Here is a 16,273-nt window from a genome sequence, read left to right as displayed (position 1 = left end):
CACGGCGTACGCGTACGTGTACGCCGACGACCCGGCCCTGATCCGGCGGGTGTGCCCAGGCCCACGGGGCGCCGCGCCAACCTCGCGCGGCGCCCTCGCCTGTCGTGCGGGCGAGGGTGTCCGCCACCGTCGTGCACGCACACCGGACCACGGAGCGCAGTTGCGCGTCCGATGCACCGGCGCGGCTCAGCACGGCCAGCGACTGGTTGACGGCGACGACCAGCAGCGCAGGACCCGGCGGCTGACCCTCCCCGTTCCGACCCTAGCGGGCGCGGAGAACCTGGGCGAGGCGGTCGGCAACACGATGCGGCTCGCCGCGGACGACGTGGAGAGTCATGTCCTGCCCGGCTGTGGCCACTACCCCGCCGAGGAGGTCCCGGAGGCGATGCCGGCCGCGCTGACCGCCCTTCCCGGCGCCGTACCGGGACGGCTCCATCACTCCGTGAAGGGCGCGGCGAGCACCAGATCCTCCACGGTGGGCACGGAGAAGTCGGGGATATGACGGCGGCCGACCTCGGCGAAGGGGTGCATGAGCTCCGCCATCGGCTTGGTGCGGCACAGCGACATCATCGTGTCGATCGCGTCCTTCTTGAACCCCTTCCTGGGGAAGGCGGTGAGCACGTCATCAAGTGCGTCGGACGGGATCCGCTGGAGGTCGTTTCCGGCGAAATCCATACCGGAGCCGACGGAGATCATGGCGATCTCCGGCCTCTTCCGCGTCGCGATGCCGACGCTGGTGTGCAGGGCGATGGCGTCCCAGACCACTTCCGCCCGTTCGGCCGACATATGCCGTTCCGTCAGGAACTTCCGTGCGGCGTCGGCGCCGTCGACCTCGAAGCGCTCGGTCGGGGTCTGGAACGCCTCGATCAGTCCGAGGTCGTGCAAAACCGCGGCGACGAAAACGAGTTCCCGGTCGTAGGTGACGCCGCGTCGGTCGAATATCAGCGTGCCGAAGAGATACGTCCGCAGGGAATGGTTGAAGAGCGTCTCGGAGCACACGCGTTGTGCGTACGTCACGGCTTCCCGGGCCAGTCCGCTGCCGGGGATGCGGACTCCGGCAACGGTCGAGGGCAGGGTGCCCGCTGTCGGCTTCGCCCCGGTGGTACGTGCGGCGGCAGGCACGGCGGATGCCGCGGTGGTGAGCGCGGATATCGCTCCCACCGCGGCGATACCGGCGCTGTGTTGCAGCATCGTGCGCCGGGCGAATTTCTTTGTGCTTTTGTTCTCGTCGGTCATGAGAGGAGCTTTCTCGTCAGCGGTTGATGCCGAGAGCCTACGAATATGCCGTCGAGTCAAACAGCGGCGAGAATGCCAATCAGCTCCCGATTCTCGCCACCTGGCACTCGTCTCGGCGACGTGGGCCCCGGTCTTCCGGCTGCCGAGAACCGCTACCCGGAAGGGGACCGCCGCTCAGAACATGCGGGGCTGCCCCGAGGAGGCGCTGAGCCCGCCGTCGACCGGGATCTGGACGCCGTTGACGAACCGGGCATCGGCACTGGCCAGGAAGGCGATGACGTCGGCGACTTCCTCGGGCTCGGCCGCGCGCTGCATGGGGATGCGCTGACGGAACGCGGCCATGGCGTCCGACCACGATCACGGTGGCGCCATCGCGTGCGAAACGGTGCGCCGCGGCGGCACCGATGCCGGATCCGGCGCCGGTGATGAGCACAACCTTGCCCGCGAAGCGGTCCTCGCTCACGTCTTCTCCTCCTGGGTGGTGTGATCCAACTCAGTCGACCTCACGGCAGTTGATCCTCGGGCCGGTCCTGGCCGGACGATCCGGACGGCATCACCGGGAAGCGACCACGACGCGGCTCTGCTTATGACCGCTAAAAGTACTCGCGCCCGAATCCGGGAATTCCCTGATCAGGCCGGGAAAGGAAATTCTCGATACCTCTGGGGGTCGCCTTGCCTGAAATGAGGAAAGCGCCTCACGGTGGGCGGTCAGTCGAGGACGACCACCATCCTGGAGCGGCACATCGGAGAGCGGGCAGCGGGTTGAAGTCCCTGATCGGGTCGAGTCCGCCGAGCCGGCCCGCCAGGCAGGCGCGGCCGCCTCGGCGCAGCATGGCCAGGGAGTCGAGGATGGTGGTGTTGCCCACCAGGTCGAGCACCGCGTCGAGCCGCGTGGCTTCGGGGATCCGCTCGGAGAGGTGCGGTTCCTCCAACTCGGCCCGTTCCACGTCGAGTTCCTCCAGCAGGGCGAAGCGCTCGCGGTTGCGCGAGGTGCCGCTCGCTATCGGGCGAAACCCGGCGCGGTGGCGCACCTTTTGAGGGCCATCAGGGCAGGCTGTGGCCGGTCGTGGATCGAGCCTTCCGGCCGTGGTGCGATAGGCCCATGGACCTGCGGGAGTTGCATTCCTTTGTGGCAGTGGTCGAAGAGGGCGGTTTCTCGGCCGCGGCCCGGCGGCTGCACGTCAGCCAGCCGGCGCTGTCCCAGACGGTCAGCGCTCTGGAGCGGGAGCTCAGGGTGAAGCTGCTGGTGCGCAGCAGCACCGGGGTGCGGCCCACGGATGCGGGGTCCGCGCTGCTCGGGGAGGCGCGGGCGATGCTCGCCCGGCGTGATCAGGCGCTGCGGACGATGGCCCGGTACACCGGCGGGGGCGGCGGGGTGCTGCGGATCGGCATTCCGCTGGAGTTCCCCTCGCGCCTGCTCAGTCCCGCGCTCACCGAGCTGGCCGAGGCATGCCCCCACACCAGGGTCCGGGCCCGGCATCTGTCCACCTCCGAGCAGCTGGCCGCGCTGCACGCCGGCGAGCTCGAGCTGGGACTGCTGCGGGAGCGCCCCACCGGGCAGGAATTCGACGCGATGGTGGTCAACAAGGAACGGCTGGGCGTGCTGGTGGCCGCGGAGCAGGCGGCGGAGCTGGCCGGGCCGGAGGGCATCCCCCTGGAGGCGCTGGCCGGGCTGGAGTGGGTGTCCTTCCCGCGTGCGGACAGCCCCGCCTGGTACGACGAGCTGACGGCGATCCTGCGCAGCCACGGCCTCGATCCCGGAGCGCAGGCGCCCAAGGGACAGCGGCTGATCGCGGAGGTGAAACTGGCGGCCGTCAGCGCCGGGCGGGCCTTCGCGATGGCTCCACCGGACTGGTCGCAGCCCATTCCCGCGGGAGTGGTGTGGTCGCCGCTGGTCGGCCACCCGCTCCTGCGCCGGACGTGGGCGGTGTGGTCGGCCGATTCTCGGCGCCAGGATCTGGGGCGGCTCATCGCCGCGTTCGAGCAGCCGGCCGCCGGTTAGTCGATCCCACACGCGCCGACAGGGGCCGCGGCGGCCGCGGTCGTGCTCACGTTGACGATCGCTCCGCCGCCCCGGTCGGCCATCCCCGGGGCGAGTTCGGCCACCAGATAGAACGGGGCCTTGACGTTGAGCACGTACACCGTGTCGTAGAGGCGTTCCTCCGTCTCCGCCGTCGGCCCGAAGGGGTAGATGCCCGCGTTGTTGACCAGGATGTCGACCCGGCCGCCGCCCCGCCCCAGGGCGTCCCGCGCGAAGCGTCGCACCGACTGGGCGTCGCGTAGATCCGCGCCCACGAAGTCGGCTCTCCCGCCGCGCTCCCGGATCGTCCCGACAACGGCCTCGCCGCGGGCCGCGTCGCGGCCGGCGACCAGCGTGTGCGCGCCGCGCTCGGCCACCGCCTCCGCCACGGCCGCGCCGATGCCGCTGGTGGCCCCGGTCACCAGCGCGACCTTCCCCCGCATGGACGCGGATGTCATGGCCGGATCCCTTCGCGACGGGCCAGTTGCCGCACTTCCACAGCAGCACCCGCGACCGGGGACCGCAACCGGTGCGGGTCAGGGCAGGGCGGGGGCTCATGTCGTCAACCGATGGCTGTGGCGATGTGTGCGGTGCGCGGACGGACGGCTCTGGCGTGATTTCGCGGGGCAGCCGTCGACATGGTCGTCGACGACTCCCACCGCCTGCAGATAGGCGTAGACGATCGTGGTGCCGACGAAGGTGAAACCGCGGCGCTTGAGGTCCTTGGCGATACGGTCGGACAGGTCGGTACTGCCCGGCAGCGGATCGCCGGGCGCCGGGTGATTCACGATGGGGGTGCCCTTCACCCAGTCCCACAGGTAGGTGTCGAAAGAGCCGAAGGCTTCCCGGATGCCGAGGAAGGCGCGGGCGTTTTTCACCGTCGAAGCGATCTTCAGTCGGTTGCGGATGATTCCGTCGTTCGCGAGCAGGTCGGCCAGCCGTGACTGGTCGTAGGAGGCGATGATCTCGGGGTCGAACCCGTCGAGGGCGCGGCGGTAGTTCTCCCGCTTGTTCAGCACGGTCGACCAGGACAGCCCCGCCTGGGCTCCTTCCAGGAGCAGCATTTCGAACAAGTGCTGATCGTCGTGCGCGGGACGGCCCCACTCCGTGTCGTGGTAGGCCGCCATCACCTCAGAGCTCAGCGCCCACGCGCAGCGGCGGTCGGTCATGTGCCGGTTCCGGGGAACATCTGGACGGCTTCCGGCAGATGCCACGGGTGTGGTGCGATCAGGTCGCTGATGGCCGGTTCGGGGCCCCATGAGCCGGGGGCGTACGGCTGGACCGGCGGTGGGTTCTCGAGGAGGGGCGTGGACGCCCTCCAGATGTGTTCTATGCCGTCGGACCGGGTGAACAGCGACTGGTCGCCCAGCATGGCGTCCAGAATCAGGCGTTCGTAGCCTTCGAGTCCGTTTTCCTCGCAGAAGGAGCCGGCGTAGCCGAAGGTCATCGTCGCCGGTTCGAGCCGCATGGCCGGGCCGGGCTCCTTGGCGAGGAAGGCGGCGGCGATCCACCCGGGGTCCCCGAAGTCGATCACGATCTTGTTGCCGCGGTCCTGCCGCTGATCGGCGAGGTCGGTGGCGAACATCCGCAGGGGCGGTTCGCGCAGCCCGAGGGTGATCACCTGGCGGCGCTGGGCGAGGCTCTTGCCGGAGCGCAGGTGGAACGGGACTCCGGCCCACCGCCAGTTGTCCACCTCCATCCGCAGCGCGGTGAAGGTCTCGGTCGACGAATCGGGGGCCACACCCGGTTCGTCGCGGTAGCCCTCGTACTGGCCGCGCACGGCATGCGCGGGGTCGATGGGGCGCAACGCCTCGAAGACCTTGTCCTTCTCGTCGCGCAACGGCTGGGCGGCGAGCGAGACCGGTGGGTCCATCGCCACGATGCCGAGCACCTGGATCAGATGCGTGACGATCATGTCGCGGAAGGCCCCGGTGCCTTCGTAGAAGTGGGCACGGCCTTCGAGGCCGAGCGTCTCGGGAACGTCGACCTGCACATAGCTGATGTGGTCCCGGTTCCAGATGGGTTCGAACATCCCGTTGGCGAATCGGAGAGCGAGGATGTTGTCCACCGACTCCTTGCCGAGGAAGTGGTCGATGCGGAAGACCCGGGTTTCGTCGAACACGGTGTGGATCGTCTCGTTGAGCGCTTGTGCCGACGCGAGGTCGGTGCCGAAGGGCTTCTCCACGATCACCTTCGCGTTCTCCGCCAGGTCCGTGTCGCCGAGCATGCCGATGACGGACGCGAACGCCGAGGGCGGAATGGCCAGGTGGAACAGTCTGCGTGACGGCCCGCCGAGCGAGTCCTCGGCGGCTCGTACGGCGGCGAGCAGCGGGCCCGGGTCCTGAGGGTCGGCGGCGCCGAAGGACAGCGACTCCTCGAAGGACTTCCACACCGGCCCGGTCGGCTTGGACCGTCCGAAGGTGGCGACCGCGTCGTGCGCCAGGGTGCGGAACGCGTCGTCGCTCATGGCCGAGCGAGCCGGTGTCGAGCCCACGATGCGGTAGCCGTCGGGGAGGAGGCCCGCCGTGGCGAGGTGGAACAGCCCGGGCAGGAGTTTGCGCTTGGCGAGGTCCCCCGTGGCGCCGAAGAGCACGATCACATGGTCGTCCGGCCCGCTCATCGCCCACTCCGCTTCTCGGCGTGTCCGCCGAACTCACTGCGCATGGCGGACAGCACCCGGTCGGCGAACTCGCCGAGGCCCCGGGACTCGAACCGGTCGCTGAGCGCCGTGGTGATCACGGCGGCGGGTACGCCCTCGTCGACCGCGGCCAGTACCGTCCACCGCCCTTCGCCGGAGTCCGAGACGCGCCCGGTGAACTCGTCCAGCTTCGGTGACCTGGCCAGTGCGTCCGCGGTGAGGTCGACGAGCCAGGAGCCCACGACCGAGCCGCGGCGCCACACCTCGGCGACCTCACCGACGTCGATCTCGTACTGGTACGCCTCCGGCTCGCGCAGCGGGGTGGTCTCCGCGTCCGCGGAGCGCTTGCGAAGCCCGGCGTCCGCGTGCTCGATGATGCTGAGCCCCTCGGCGATCGCGGCCATCATTCCGTACTCGACCCCGTTGTGGACCATCTTCACGAAGTGGCCGGCCCCGCTCGGACCGCAGTGCAGATAGCCCTCCGGCGCCGACCCGTTGGCCTGCCTGCTCGGTGTGGGCTCGGCGGAGCCGGTGCCGGGCGCGATGGTGCGGAAGATGGGGTCGAGCCGGGAGACGGGCTCCTGCTCGCCGCCGATCATGAGGCAGTAGCCGCGTTCAAGTCCCCAGACACCGCCCGAGGTTCCGCAGTCCAGATAGTGCAGGCGGTGCGGAGCGAGCTGTGCCGCGCGGGTGATGTCGTCGCGGTAGTAGGAGTTGCCACCGTCGATGACCGCGTCGTCCGGGTCGAGGAGGTCGGTGAGCTGATCGAGGGTGGACTGTACGACGGCGGCGGGCAGCATCAGCCAGACGGCCCGTGGCCGCTCCAGCTTCGCCACCAGGTCGCCGAGTGAGCGGGCGGCGACGGCGCCCTCGCCTTCCAGCTCCCGCACCGCGCTCTCGTTGACGTCATAGACCACACAGTGGTGTCCGTCGCGCGTCAGCCGGCGCACGAGGTTCGCGCCCATCCGGCCGAGCCCGATCATGCCGAGCTGCATGGGGGTGTCGGTAGCCATGTGCTCTCCTGTCACGTCATCGCCCGCTCAGCCCGAAGCCACCAGCTCGCGCGCCACCTGCGCGACGCGCTCGGGGGTGAATCCGAACTTCGTGAGCAGTTGTTTGAGGGGTGCGGAGGCGCCGAAGGTGTGCATTCCGACGATGGCCCCGCCGTGGCCGACATACCGGTCCCAGCCGAAGGTGGAGCCCTCTTCCACCGCGACCCTTCGGGTCACCGCGGGTGGCAGGACCTGGTCGCGGTACTCCCGCGGCTGACGGTCGAACAGCTCCCAGCACGGCATGCTCACCACCCGGGAGGCGATGCCCTCGGCGGTGAGCTCCTCGTGCGCGGCCAGGGCCAGGGCCACCTCGGAGCCGGTGGCGAGCAGGATCACCTCGGGCTCGCCCCGGTCCGCGTCCGCCAGCACATAGGCACCCCATGCGACACCACTGGCCGCCGCGAGCCGATCGCGGTCCAGGGTGGGAAGGGGCTGGCGGGAGAGGACCAGCGCGGCCGGCTCCCGGCGGAGGGCGGCGACCACCCGCCAGGTCTCGACGACCTCGTTCGCGTCGGCGGGGCGGAAGACCAGCAGCCCGGGCGTCGCGCGCAGCCCCGCGAGCTGCTCGACGGGCTGGTGGGTGGGGCCGTCCTCGCCGACCCCGATGGAGTCGTGGGTGAAGATGTGCACGGTGGGGATCTCCATCAGCGCGGAGAGGCGGATGGCCGCCTTGGCGTAGTCGGAGAAGATCAGGAACCCGGACCAGTACGGGCGGAGCTTCGTCAGCGCCATTCCGTTGGCGACGGCGGCGGACGCGTGTTCCCGGACGCCGAAGTGCAGATTGCGCCCGGACCGTGCCCCGGGCTGGAAGTCGCCCGCTCCCCCGAACGTCAGCCGGGTCTTGGTCGACGGCGTCAGGTCGGCGGACCCGCCGAGGACCCAGGGCACCGCCTTGGCCACGGCGTTCAGTACCTGACCCGACGAGTCGCGGCTGGCCAGGCCCTTCGGATCGGCCGGGAAGGTGGGCAGCGCGGTGTCCCAGCCGTCCGGGAGCTCACGGCGCTGGATGCGCTCCAACTCGTCGGCGAAATCGGGGTACGCACCGCGGTAGGCGTCGAACATCTTCTCCCAGCCGGTGCGCAATTCGGCGCCCCGGGCGCCGATGCCCCGTGCGAACCAGTCCGGCACACCGTCGGGTACGTGGAAGTCGGCGTCCGGCGGCATGCCGAGGACGCGCTTGGTGGCTCTGACCCCCTCCGGCCCGAACGGCGCCCCGTGTGCCTTCGGCGAGTCCTCGACCGGTGAGCCGTAACCGATGTGGCTGTGGACGAGAATCAGGGTCGGGCGCGCGGCCTCGGCCCGGAAGGTGTGGAAGGCACGGCTGATCCGGTCGAGGTCGTTGGCGTCGGCGACGGTGGTCACGTTCCAGCCGTAGGCCAGGAAGCGGGCGGCGACGTCCTCGGTGAAGGTGATGTCGGTGTGGCCCTCGATGGTGACCCGGTTGGAGTCGTAGATCCAGCACAGGTTGGACAGCCGCAAGTGTCCGGCCAGCGACGCCGCCTCGGAGGAGACGCCCTCCATCATGCAGCCGTCCCCGGCGAGCGCGTACACATCGAAGTCGAAGAGCGCGAAGTCCGGGCGGTTGAACCTCGCCGCCAGCCACCGGCCTGCGATCGCCATGCCGACAGAGGTGGCGACCCCCTGTCCGAGCGGGCCGGTGGTGGTCTCGACGCCGCTCGTCCACCGGTACTCGGGGTGGCCGGGGCAGCGCGAGTCGAGCTGCCGGAAGGACTTGAGATCGTCGAGGGTCACCGCCGGACGGCCCAGCACCTCGTACTCGGGGTCGACCGTGCGGACGCCGGTCAGGTAGAGGAGCGACCAGAGCAGGGCGGAGGCATGGCCCTCGGAGAGCACGAAACGGTCGCGGTTCGGCCAGATCGGATCGGCGGGGTCGAAGCGCAGAAACCGCTGCCACAGTGTGTACGCGACGGGCGCCATCCCCATCGGCGTGCCGGGGTGCCCCGAATTCGCCTTTTGCACCGCGTCCATGCACAGTCCGCGGATCGTGTTCACCGACAGCGTGTCCAGGTCGGTCATGGCTACGCCGCCCTCCGTGCGCTCGATGGATGTCCGCGCTTGTGCACTGCGTCCACGGGCCGGGCCGTAAGGGCCGGAGCTGAGCGGCGGCCGTGCGATGGTGCGGGTCCGGTTCGGAAGGGACCGCCGTGCCAGACACGATGGTGGGGCGTTCGGCCGAGTGTGGGCCATCTCGTTTGCCCACTTCCACCAGCCTAGGCTCGCCCGTATCCACCCTCAACTTCGGCCGCGGGGGACACCGCGGCGACGCGACTGGCCGCCCCCGGCCCCATCGCGCACCCTGGAAGCAGGCGGAGCCGGAGGAGAGTGCCATGGCCGGACCGATAGCGGCGCCCTTCGATATCGACGAAACGCTGGTGCACACCGGAGGCTCGGGAAAACGGAGTTGGGCCTGGGCATTCGACCGGTTGCACGGTGTGGCCGCCGATATCGGAGACCACACCTCGGCCGGGGAGACGGATCCGCAGGTCGGCCGGAAGACCTTCCGGGCCGTGCTCGGCCGCGAACCCAGTCACGATGAGATGGCCCGCCTCTACGCCGCGTATCTGTGGCATCTGTCGGAGGACATCCGGGCGTCGGAGGGGTACCGCGTCCTGGACGGCGTCGAGGACACCCTGCGGCGGATCACGGACGCGGGCATCATCCTCGGGCTGATCTCCGGCGCGATGGAGGGTGCGGCCAGGATCAAGATGGAGCCGGGCCGGCTCGGCCGCTATTTCGTCTTCGGCGCCTACGGCTCGGACTCCCCGGACCGGGCTGAGATCACCTGTCTGGCGATGGCCAAGGCCACCCGGCTGCACGGACACGATCTGGCCCGCTCCGACGTCTACGTGGTCGGGGACACCCCTCGCGACATCGAGGCCGCGCGCGCGGCGAACGCGACCGCGGTCGGGGTCGCCAGCGGCCACTACACCGCCGAGGAGCTGCGGGCCGCCGAGGCCGACCACGTGCTCACCTCGCTGACCGAACCGTTCCCGCACGTCTGAGCCGGGGAACGGGCGGGCCGATCCCCGGTTCAGCCCGTCGACTCGTGTGAGGCGGCGTCCTTGCCCTGGTCGTAGGCGGCCCGCGCCTCCAGAACCTCGTTCATGTGACGCATCGACCAGTCCGTCAGCGCCAGCAGCGGCCCGCGCAGGGTCACGCCCAGTTCGGTGAGCTCGTACTCGACCCGGGGCGGGATCTCGGGATGGATGGTCCGACGGACCAGACCGTCCCGCTCCAGGGCGCGCAGCGTCTGCGTGAGCATCTTCTCGCTCACCCCGTCCAGCCTTCTGCGCAGCGCCGTGTACCGCTTGGCGCCGGAATTCGCCAGTTCACCGAGGACGAGCACGGTCCACTTGTCGCCGATGCGGTCGAGGACGTCGCGGGACGGACAGCCTCCGGCGTACGGGTCCCAGTCGGTGCGCGGTGCTTTCGCCATGCCCGTGTTCTCCTCAGCCCTCAGCCTCGTTCACTGGCCTCGTCTCGCTTCCCTCTGACCCGCCAGCCTACTCAGAGCGGGAAACCCGCCCGAGCGATGGCGACTCTCCACCGGAGAGTTGCCCGACCAAAAGGTGCCTACTTCGAAGTGGTTGCCGGTCCACCCGGCATTCGGCGGCGCGCCGACACTCTCTTTTAGAGAGTCACCTAACTAAAAAGTGGTCACTTCCCCATGGGGAGTCTCTCCGGTGTACTTCTGAGGGGCGCTCGAAGCCCTCTCGGAACTACGTACCAGGAGCAGAGACATGTCCATCGCCGTTACCGGAGCCACCGGCCAGCTCGGCCGACTCGTCGTGGAGGACCTGCTGCGCCGCGGAGTGGCGCCACACGACATCATCGCCACCGGGCGGAACACCGACCGGCTGGCCGATCTGGCCGAGCGGGGCGTCCAGGTGCGGCAGGCCGACTTCGCCGACTCCGCCGGGCTCACCGAGGCGTTCAAGGGTGCGCAGAAGGTCCTGCTCGTGTCGACGACCACCGTCGGCGAGCGGTTCGACAACCACACCCGTGCCATCGACGCGGCCAAGCGGGCCGGTGCCGAACTGATCGCCTACACCAGCACGCTCAACGCACACTCCGCGAACATGATCCTCGCCGACGCCCACACGAAGACCGAGCGGTACCTGCGCGACAGCGGCGTGTCCTGGGTCGTGCTGCGCAACGGCTGGTACCTGGAGAACTACACGTCCCAGGTCCCGCTCTATCTGCAGACCGGAGCCGTGTCCGGCAGTGCCGGTACCGGCCGGGTCAGCGCCGCCTCGCGACGCGACTGCGCGGAGGCCGCGGCCACCGTCCTGACCTCCGAAGGCCACGCCGGCTCCGTGTACGAACTGGGCGGGGACACCGCCTTCACCCTCGCGGAGCTGGCCGCCGCGCTGTCCACCGCCGCGGGCCAGGGGGTCGTCTACAACGACCTCCCCGTCGAGCAGTACCGCAGTGCGCTGCTCGACGCCGGACTGCCCGCCGAACTGGCCGAGGTCCTCTCCGACTCGGATCTCGGGCTGGGGCGCGGCGAGCTCTTCACCGTCTCCTCGGACCTGCGCCGCCTGATCGGTCGGCCCACGACCACTCTGGCCGACGCGCTCACCGAGGCTCTCGGCTCCTGACGTCGCGGCTCCGGTACGACGGCCGGCCGCACGTCGTACCGGACCCCGGCCCAGGGCGACATGGCCCCGAGGCCGCTGCTCCGTCGTTCGGGCGGGGATGGCCGCGCCCCGGTGAGGGCGTGGCGTGGTGAGGCGCGGCGTGGTGGTCGCGCGGGCGGGTGCTCCGCTTACGCCGCTCCGGGCGGTCCGCTCGGTGTGGAGACCCGGGTCATGACGGTGATTTGATCGGTCTCCTCGGACGGACTCGTTCGGACGCCGCGAGACAGGGGTGAGCATGGCCGGCAGGGACGGACGAGTGCCCAGGGTCGACGACGACGCGGCCATACGGCGGTGGCCGCGGCGCACGGACGGCGAGCGACTGCCTGCCGGGGAGGCGCCGTGAAGCTGACCACCCGCATCGCCCTCGCGGTCGGCCTCAGCGTGCCCCTGCTGGTGCTGGCCTCCGGCTGGCTGCTGCTGCATCTGGTCACCGATGACCTGCGTGCGCGCCAGGACTCCCAGTTGCGCGCCCGCGCGACGGTCCTCGCCAAGAACGCCAAGGCGTTCCTGGAGGTGGCCGGGGCCGACCGCCCGGTCATGGAGCAGGCCCGGCAGCGGCGGCTGGTCAACTCCGCGCGGGACGTGGGCGTCCGGCTGACCGCGCCCGGGGCCCCCGGGGGCACGATCACGGCCGGCCCGCAGCCCGATCCGTTCCCCTCGCTGCCCCGCAGTGCGCCGAAGCCGGTCACCGTGACCTCCGGTGACACGGACTGGCTGGCCCTGTCGCTGCGGGTCGGCGCCGCCAAGAAGGGCGACACACCGCCGAATCTGTGGCTGTTCTCGCCGGACACCGCCGAGGAGGAGCTGGCGCTGGTGCGCCGGCGGGTGGTGCTCGGGGCGCTGCTGGCCGCGCCCCTGGCCGGGGCCACCGCCTGGGCCATCGCCACCCGGGCGGTCCTGCCGCTGCGGCGGCTGCAGCGGCGTACCAGCGGTCTGGACCCCAGGACCAGCGCCACGCGCCTGGAGCACACCCCGACCCGTATCGCCGAGGTCGACGACCTGGCGTACACGGTGCAGACGGTGCTCGCCCGCTACGACGAGCAGGTCGAACGCACCGGGGAGGCGCTGGCCACCGCCCGCGCGTTCGCCGCGACCGCGTCCCACGAGCTGCGCACCCCGCTGATGAGCATGCGCACCAACATCGACATCCTCACCGACCACCCCGGTCTGGATCCCGGCGACCGGGCGGAGGTGCTCGAGGACCTGGGGCGCGAGCACGCCCGGCTGCTCGGGTTGCTGGTGATGCTCAGGGCACTCGCGCAGGGCGACCTGGTCGGGGCGGACGCGTTCGCCTCGCTGGACCTGGCTGAGCTGGTGGACGCGTCGGTCTCCGGCCTGCGGCGCACCCACCCGGGCGCCGAGGTGTCCGTGCACACCACCACGGGGCTGCTGGTGCACGGCTGGGAAGAGGGGCTGCGCTCGGCGGTGGACAACCTGCTGACCAATGCCTGGACCCATGGCCGCGCCGCCGACGGTACCGCCCGCATCGAGGTCACCCTGCGCGCCTCCCGCGACCCGCGTGACCCGGCCGCCGTGCTCACCGTGGACGACCACGGCCCCGGCATCCCTCCCGAGCGCCGCGAGGAGGTCTTCCAGCGGTTCCGGCGGGGCCCGGACAGCCCCGGCTCCGGCCTCGGCCTGACCCTGGTCGCCCAGCAGATCGACCTGCACCGGGGCCGGATCGCCGTGCTGGACCGGCCCGACGGGCGGCCCGGCACACGCTTCGAGGTGCGGCTGCCGGCCACCGACGTCCGGGACGTGGAGAGCACCCTGCTGCTCCTGCGCCGGGACTGGCTGACCGGCCGCCACCAGCTCGCACCGGCCTCCGAAACCCAGGTGTGAGCCGCCGGACACCGAGCGCGGTCCCGATCAGGGCCGGACGGCCGCCATCTGCGCCTCATGGCATGGAGCTTCCCGGCCGCTCACCCTTCATGAAGTTCACGAGCAGGTCGCAGAACGCCGCGGGCTGCTCCAGCGGTGCCAGATGTCCCGCGCCCGGGATGACCACCACGCCACCCGCGCCCAGCTCATCCGCCAGCCCCTCGCCCCCGCGGAAGAAGTCGGGCATGTCGCGCTCGCCGACGCCCACCACGGCCGGGACGCCGAGTGTGCGCAACGCGGCCGGGTCCTCGTCCAGCGGATCCGCCGCCCGGGCCGGTTCGCCATGGGTGAGCTGGGACCGCAACTGGTCGCGCAGCATGCGGGTCGCGTGCGCCCGCGCTTCGCGGGGTGCGTCCGCCGCCGTCCAGGCGTCGACCCCGGCCCGTACGGCGGCGTCGATGTCACCGGCGTCCAGTGCCGTTCGCTCGCTGTCCCAGGCCCGCCGCAGGCGAGGGGAAGGTGGTTGGTCATGGGGGCGGTAGCCCACCAGGACCAGGCCCGCCACCCGGCCGGGTGCCGTGACGGCCACCTGGAGCGCTACCAGCGCGCCGAGCGAGTTCCCGGCCAGCACGAAGCGGTCGACCCCGAGGTGGTCGAGCGTGGCGAGGACGTCCGCCCAGGGTGCCACCACGCGCTCGTCGGGCACGAGCGCCGCACCGTGGCCGGGCAGGTCCAGGGCGATGGCCCGGACACCGGCCTCGGCGAGCAGCGGTAGGTGCGCCCGCCACATGGTGCGGTCCGTGGGCCGGGCGTGGAGCAGGACGACGGCGTGCCCGTGGCCCGCCTCGTCAAAGGGCAGCAGCATGGATCGGTCTTTCGTCGGTGAAGGTGCGCAGAGGGAGGCCGACTTGGCGGGTGTGGCCGTCATACGGCGTCGGTGAGCTCGTCGATCTCTTCGCCGCTCAGGCGCAGTCGCGCCGTGGCCACGTTGTCCTCCAGGTGGGCCACCTTGGAGGTGCCGGGGATGGGCAGCATGGCCTCGGAGCGGGCCAGCAGCCAGGCGAGTGCGACCTGGGAGGGGGTGGCGCCGTGTGCGGAGGCGATGCGGTCGACCGGGCCGCCGGGCCGGGTGAGTCGGCCGGCGCCCACCGGGGCCCAGGGGATGAAGCCGATGCCGTGGCGGGTGCAGTGGTCGAGAACGTCGGCGGAGCCGCGGTCGGTGAGGTTGTAGCGGTTCTGGACGGTGGCGATGTCGGCGATCCGCCGGGCCTGCTCGATCTGGTCGACGGTCACCTGGGACAGGCCGATCGCGACGATCTTGCCTTCGTCCTGGAGCGCCCTCAATTCACCGACCTGGTCCTCCAGCGGGACCTTCGGGTCGACGCGGTGGAGCTGGAACAGGTCGATGTGGTCCCGGCCGAGGCGCCGCAGGCTCATCTCGGCCTGCTGGCGCAGGTATTCGGGGCGCCCGACCGGCGGCCATGCCGCGGGGCCCAGGCGCACCGGTCCCTGATCGGTTTCGATCACGTCGGGGCCGTTGCGGGTGAGACCGGCCTTGGTGGCGATGAGGACGTCGTCCGGGTAGGGGTGGATGGCCTCCCGGATGATCTCCTCGCTGACGTGCGGCCCGTAGGAGTCGGCGGTGTCGATGAGCTGGACGCCGAGTTCGACGGCGCGGCGGACCACGCGGAGGCACTCCTCGCGGTCGTCGGGTTCGCCCCATACGCCGAGTCCGGTGAGTCGCATGGCGCCGAAACCCAGCCGGGCCACCTTCTTCCCGGCGATCTCGAAACTGCCGGTGGCGTGGGCGAGGGATGCGGTCACGAGCGGGGGTTTCCTTCCTCTGTGGTGGTGCTCCGTTCCGCGGAGGCGGTGCTCTGCTGGGAGGAGGCGGTGCTCTGCTCGGCGGAAGCGGTGCTCTGCTCGGCGAGCCGGCGCAGCAGGATCAGGCCATCGCCGCTGGTGCTGCCCGGTTCCGCGCTGTAGACGGACAGGTGCTGTCCCGGGGCGCTGGTGACGGCCAGCGCTTCGAAGTGCAGATGGAGTTCACCGACCCGCGGGTGCCGGAAGTGCTTGTCCTCGTGGGTGCGCGGGCGGACCTCGTAGCGGGCCCACAAGGTGGCGAACGCGGGGCTGCGCACGCTCAGCTCGCCGACGACGCGTTCGATGCGCTCATCGCCCGGGAATCGCGACGACGCCGCCCGCAGATTGCTCACCGCGGTCCCCGCCGCCTTCTCCCAGTCGCCGTAGAACTCCTGGGCGAAGGCATCAAGGAAGATCATCCGGAGCAGGTTGTCGTACCGGGCGAAACCGCGGTAGAGCTCCCGCGCCATCGCGTTCGCGGCGAGGATGTCCTGGGCCGCGCCGACGACGAAGGCGGGCACGTCGTGCATGCCGTCCATCAGCCGCCGCAGCTCGGGGCCGACGGTCGCCGTCGAGGACACGGACGGCCCGAGGACGGGCAGGCCGAGCCGGAACAGATGCGCCGCCGCGGCGTCGTCGAGCCTCAGCGCCCGCGCGATCGCCTGGAGCACCTGCTCGGACGGGTGCCGCTCACGGCCCTGCTCGAGCCGGATGTAGTAGTCCGTGCTCACCCCGGCGAGCAGCGCCACCTCATCCCGCCGGAGACCGGGAACCCGGCGGGAAGGGTCGTCGGGGAATCCGACGTCGGGCGGCGCGGTCATCGCGCGGCGGGCGCGCAGATAGTCACCGAGCTTGTTCTCACTTTCCACGCCGGCCAGGCTAATCAGGACAAGGGAGCCGCGGGTGGGTGCGATGCACCCACCCGGAGGTCAGCGGCTCCCTGCGCCGAGGTCGGTCGAGGGCCGCGCGGGAGCGTATTCTG

General features: G+C 71.0%; 17 protein-coding genes and 1 pseudogene. 5 read left to right on the top strand and 13 right to left on the bottom strand.

What is annotated here, in order from left to right; translation table 11 throughout:
• The first annotated feature begins 160 nt into the window (after positions 1–160).
• Complete coding sequence (locus CGL27_RS37610) at positions 161–502, top strand: hypothetical protein (RefSeq protein WP_205587815.1); 342 nt, start codon at positions 161–163, stop codon at positions 500–502.
• On the opposite strand, the gene CGL27_RS37605 is transcribed toward CGL27_RS37610, so the two are convergent.
• The 4 genes and pseudogenes from CGL27_RS37605 to CGL27_RS37590 form a co-directional block, all read right to left on the bottom strand.
• The gene (locus tag CGL27_RS37605) at positions 436–1,236 is read right to left on the bottom strand and encodes an HD domain-containing protein (RefSeq protein ID WP_119992149.1); all 801 of its coding nucleotides are present in this window, start codon (positions 1,234–1,236) and stop codon (positions 436–438) included. The two genes, CGL27_RS37610 and CGL27_RS37605, sit on opposite strands and share 67 nt — an antisense overlap.
• Positions 1,237–1,410: 174 nt before the next feature.
• On the bottom strand, positions 1,411–1,578 hold the full coding sequence (locus CGL27_RS53275; RefSeq protein WP_276147892.1) for an SDR family oxidoreductase: 168 nt from the start codon (positions 1,576–1,578) through the stop codon (positions 1,411–1,413).
• Between the two features lie 43 nt (positions 1,579–1,621).
• Positions 1,622–1,669: pseudogene (locus CGL27_RS53270) on the bottom strand (hypothetical protein); the annotation flags it as partial.
• A gap of 262 nt (positions 1,670–1,931) precedes the next feature.
• A complete protein-coding gene (locus CGL27_RS37590) occupies positions 1,932–2,267 on the bottom strand; it encodes a zinc-binding dehydrogenase (RefSeq protein ID WP_240450775.1) in 336 nt (111 codons plus the stop codon).
• Positions 2,268–2,338: 71 nt separating this feature from the next.
• Here CGL27_RS37590 and CGL27_RS37585 point away from each other — a divergent pair, with 71 nt between their 5' ends.
• The gene (locus CGL27_RS37585) at positions 2,339–3,238 is read left to right on the top strand and encodes a LysR family transcriptional regulator (RefSeq protein ID WP_107439011.1); all 900 of its coding nucleotides are present in this window, start codon (positions 2,339–2,341) and stop codon (positions 3,236–3,238) included.
• Here CGL27_RS37585 and CGL27_RS37580 read toward each other — a convergent pair.
• The 5 genes from CGL27_RS37580 to tkt form a co-directional block, all read right to left on the bottom strand.
• Complete coding sequence (locus CGL27_RS37580; protein WP_240450774.1) at positions 3,235–3,714, bottom strand: SDR family NAD(P)-dependent oxidoreductase; 480 nt, start codon at positions 3,712–3,714, stop codon at positions 3,235–3,237. The genes CGL27_RS37585 and CGL27_RS37580 overlap by 4 nt on opposite strands.
• A gap of 96 nt (positions 3,715–3,810) precedes the next feature.
• On the bottom strand, positions 3,811–4,425 hold the full coding sequence (locus tag CGL27_RS37575) for a DNA-3-methyladenine glycosylase I (RefSeq protein WP_119992148.1): 615 nt from the start codon (positions 4,423–4,425) through the stop codon (positions 3,811–3,813).
• The gene (zwf, locus tag CGL27_RS37570) at positions 4,422–5,876 is read right to left on the bottom strand and encodes a glucose-6-phosphate dehydrogenase (RefSeq protein ID WP_078640118.1); all 1,455 of its coding nucleotides are present in this window, start codon (positions 5,874–5,876) and stop codon (positions 4,422–4,424) included. The genes CGL27_RS37575 and zwf overlap by 4 nt, the downstream gene beginning before the upstream one ends.
• Positions 5,873–6,907, bottom strand: coding sequence for a phosphogluconate dehydrogenase (NAD(+)-dependent, decarboxylating) (gnd, locus tag CGL27_RS37565; protein WP_119992147.1), 1,035 nt, complete (start codon positions 6,905–6,907; stop codon positions 5,873–5,875). The genes zwf and gnd overlap by 4 nt, the downstream gene beginning before the upstream one ends.
• Positions 6,908–6,934: 27 nt before the next feature.
• Positions 6,935–8,983: a transketolase gene (gene tkt, locus CGL27_RS37560; protein ID WP_119992146.1), complete on the bottom strand. Its 2,049-nt coding sequence runs from the start codon at positions 8,981–8,983 to the stop codon at positions 6,935–6,937.
• A gap of 311 nt (positions 8,984–9,294) precedes the next feature.
• Here tkt and CGL27_RS37555 point away from each other — a divergent pair, with 311 nt between their 5' ends.
• Positions 9,295–9,969, top strand: coding sequence for an HAD hydrolase-like protein (locus CGL27_RS37555; protein ID WP_119992145.1), 675 nt, complete (start codon positions 9,295–9,297; stop codon positions 9,967–9,969).
• 29 nt (positions 9,970–9,998) lie between these two features.
• Here the strand turns inward: CGL27_RS37555 and CGL27_RS37550 are convergent, their stop codons facing one another.
• Entirely contained in the window at positions 9,999–10,403 is a 405-nt protein-coding gene (locus CGL27_RS37550) for a helix-turn-helix domain-containing protein (protein ID WP_119992144.1), read from the bottom strand.
• A gap of 304 nt (positions 10,404–10,707) precedes the next feature.
• Here CGL27_RS37550 and CGL27_RS37545 point away from each other — a divergent pair, with 304 nt between their 5' ends.
• Both CGL27_RS37545 and CGL27_RS37540 read left to right on the top strand, forming a co-directional pair.
• Entirely contained in the window at positions 10,708–11,568 is an 861-nt protein-coding gene (locus CGL27_RS37545; protein WP_119992143.1) for an SDR family oxidoreductase, read from the top strand.
• A gap of 378 nt (positions 11,569–11,946) precedes the next feature.
• Positions 11,947–13,449 carry a HAMP domain-containing sensor histidine kinase gene (locus CGL27_RS37540; protein ID WP_119992142.1) on the top strand — a complete coding sequence of 501 codons (1,503 nt, stop codon included), beginning with the start codon at positions 11,947–11,949 and terminating at the stop codon, positions 13,447–13,449.
• A gap of 55 nt (positions 13,450–13,504) precedes the next feature.
• Here CGL27_RS37540 and CGL27_RS37535 read toward each other — a convergent pair whose 3' ends face one another.
• The 3 genes from CGL27_RS37535 to CGL27_RS37525 are packed head-to-tail and all read right to left on the bottom strand — an operon-like array spanning position 13,505 to position 16,160.
• Positions 13,505–14,293 carry an alpha/beta fold hydrolase gene (locus CGL27_RS37535; RefSeq protein WP_119992141.1) on the bottom strand — a complete coding sequence of 263 codons (789 nt, stop codon included), beginning with the start codon at positions 14,291–14,293 and terminating at the stop codon, positions 13,505–13,507.
• Positions 14,294–14,352: 59 nt separating this feature from the next.
• Positions 14,353–15,252 (bottom strand): aldo/keto reductase, encoded by a 900-nt coding sequence (locus tag CGL27_RS37530; protein WP_078640127.1) that lies wholly within the window; start codon positions 15,250–15,252, stop codon positions 14,353–14,355.
• The gene (locus tag CGL27_RS37525) at positions 15,249–16,160 is read right to left on the bottom strand and encodes a helix-turn-helix transcriptional regulator (RefSeq protein ID WP_119992140.1); all 912 of its coding nucleotides are present in this window, start codon (positions 16,158–16,160) and stop codon (positions 15,249–15,251) included. The genes CGL27_RS37530 and CGL27_RS37525 overlap by 4 nt, the downstream gene beginning before the upstream one ends.
• Positions 16,161–16,273: the final 113 nt, after the last annotated feature.

The organism is Streptomyces sp. 11-1-2, assembly GCF_003595545.1.
Taxonomy (GTDB): Bacteria; Actinomycetota; Actinomycetes; order Streptomycetales; family Streptomycetaceae; genus Streptomyces; species Streptomyces hygroscopicus_B.
Note: the sequence above shows the minus strand (reverse complement) of the source record. Positions and strands in the feature narration are given on the sequence as shown.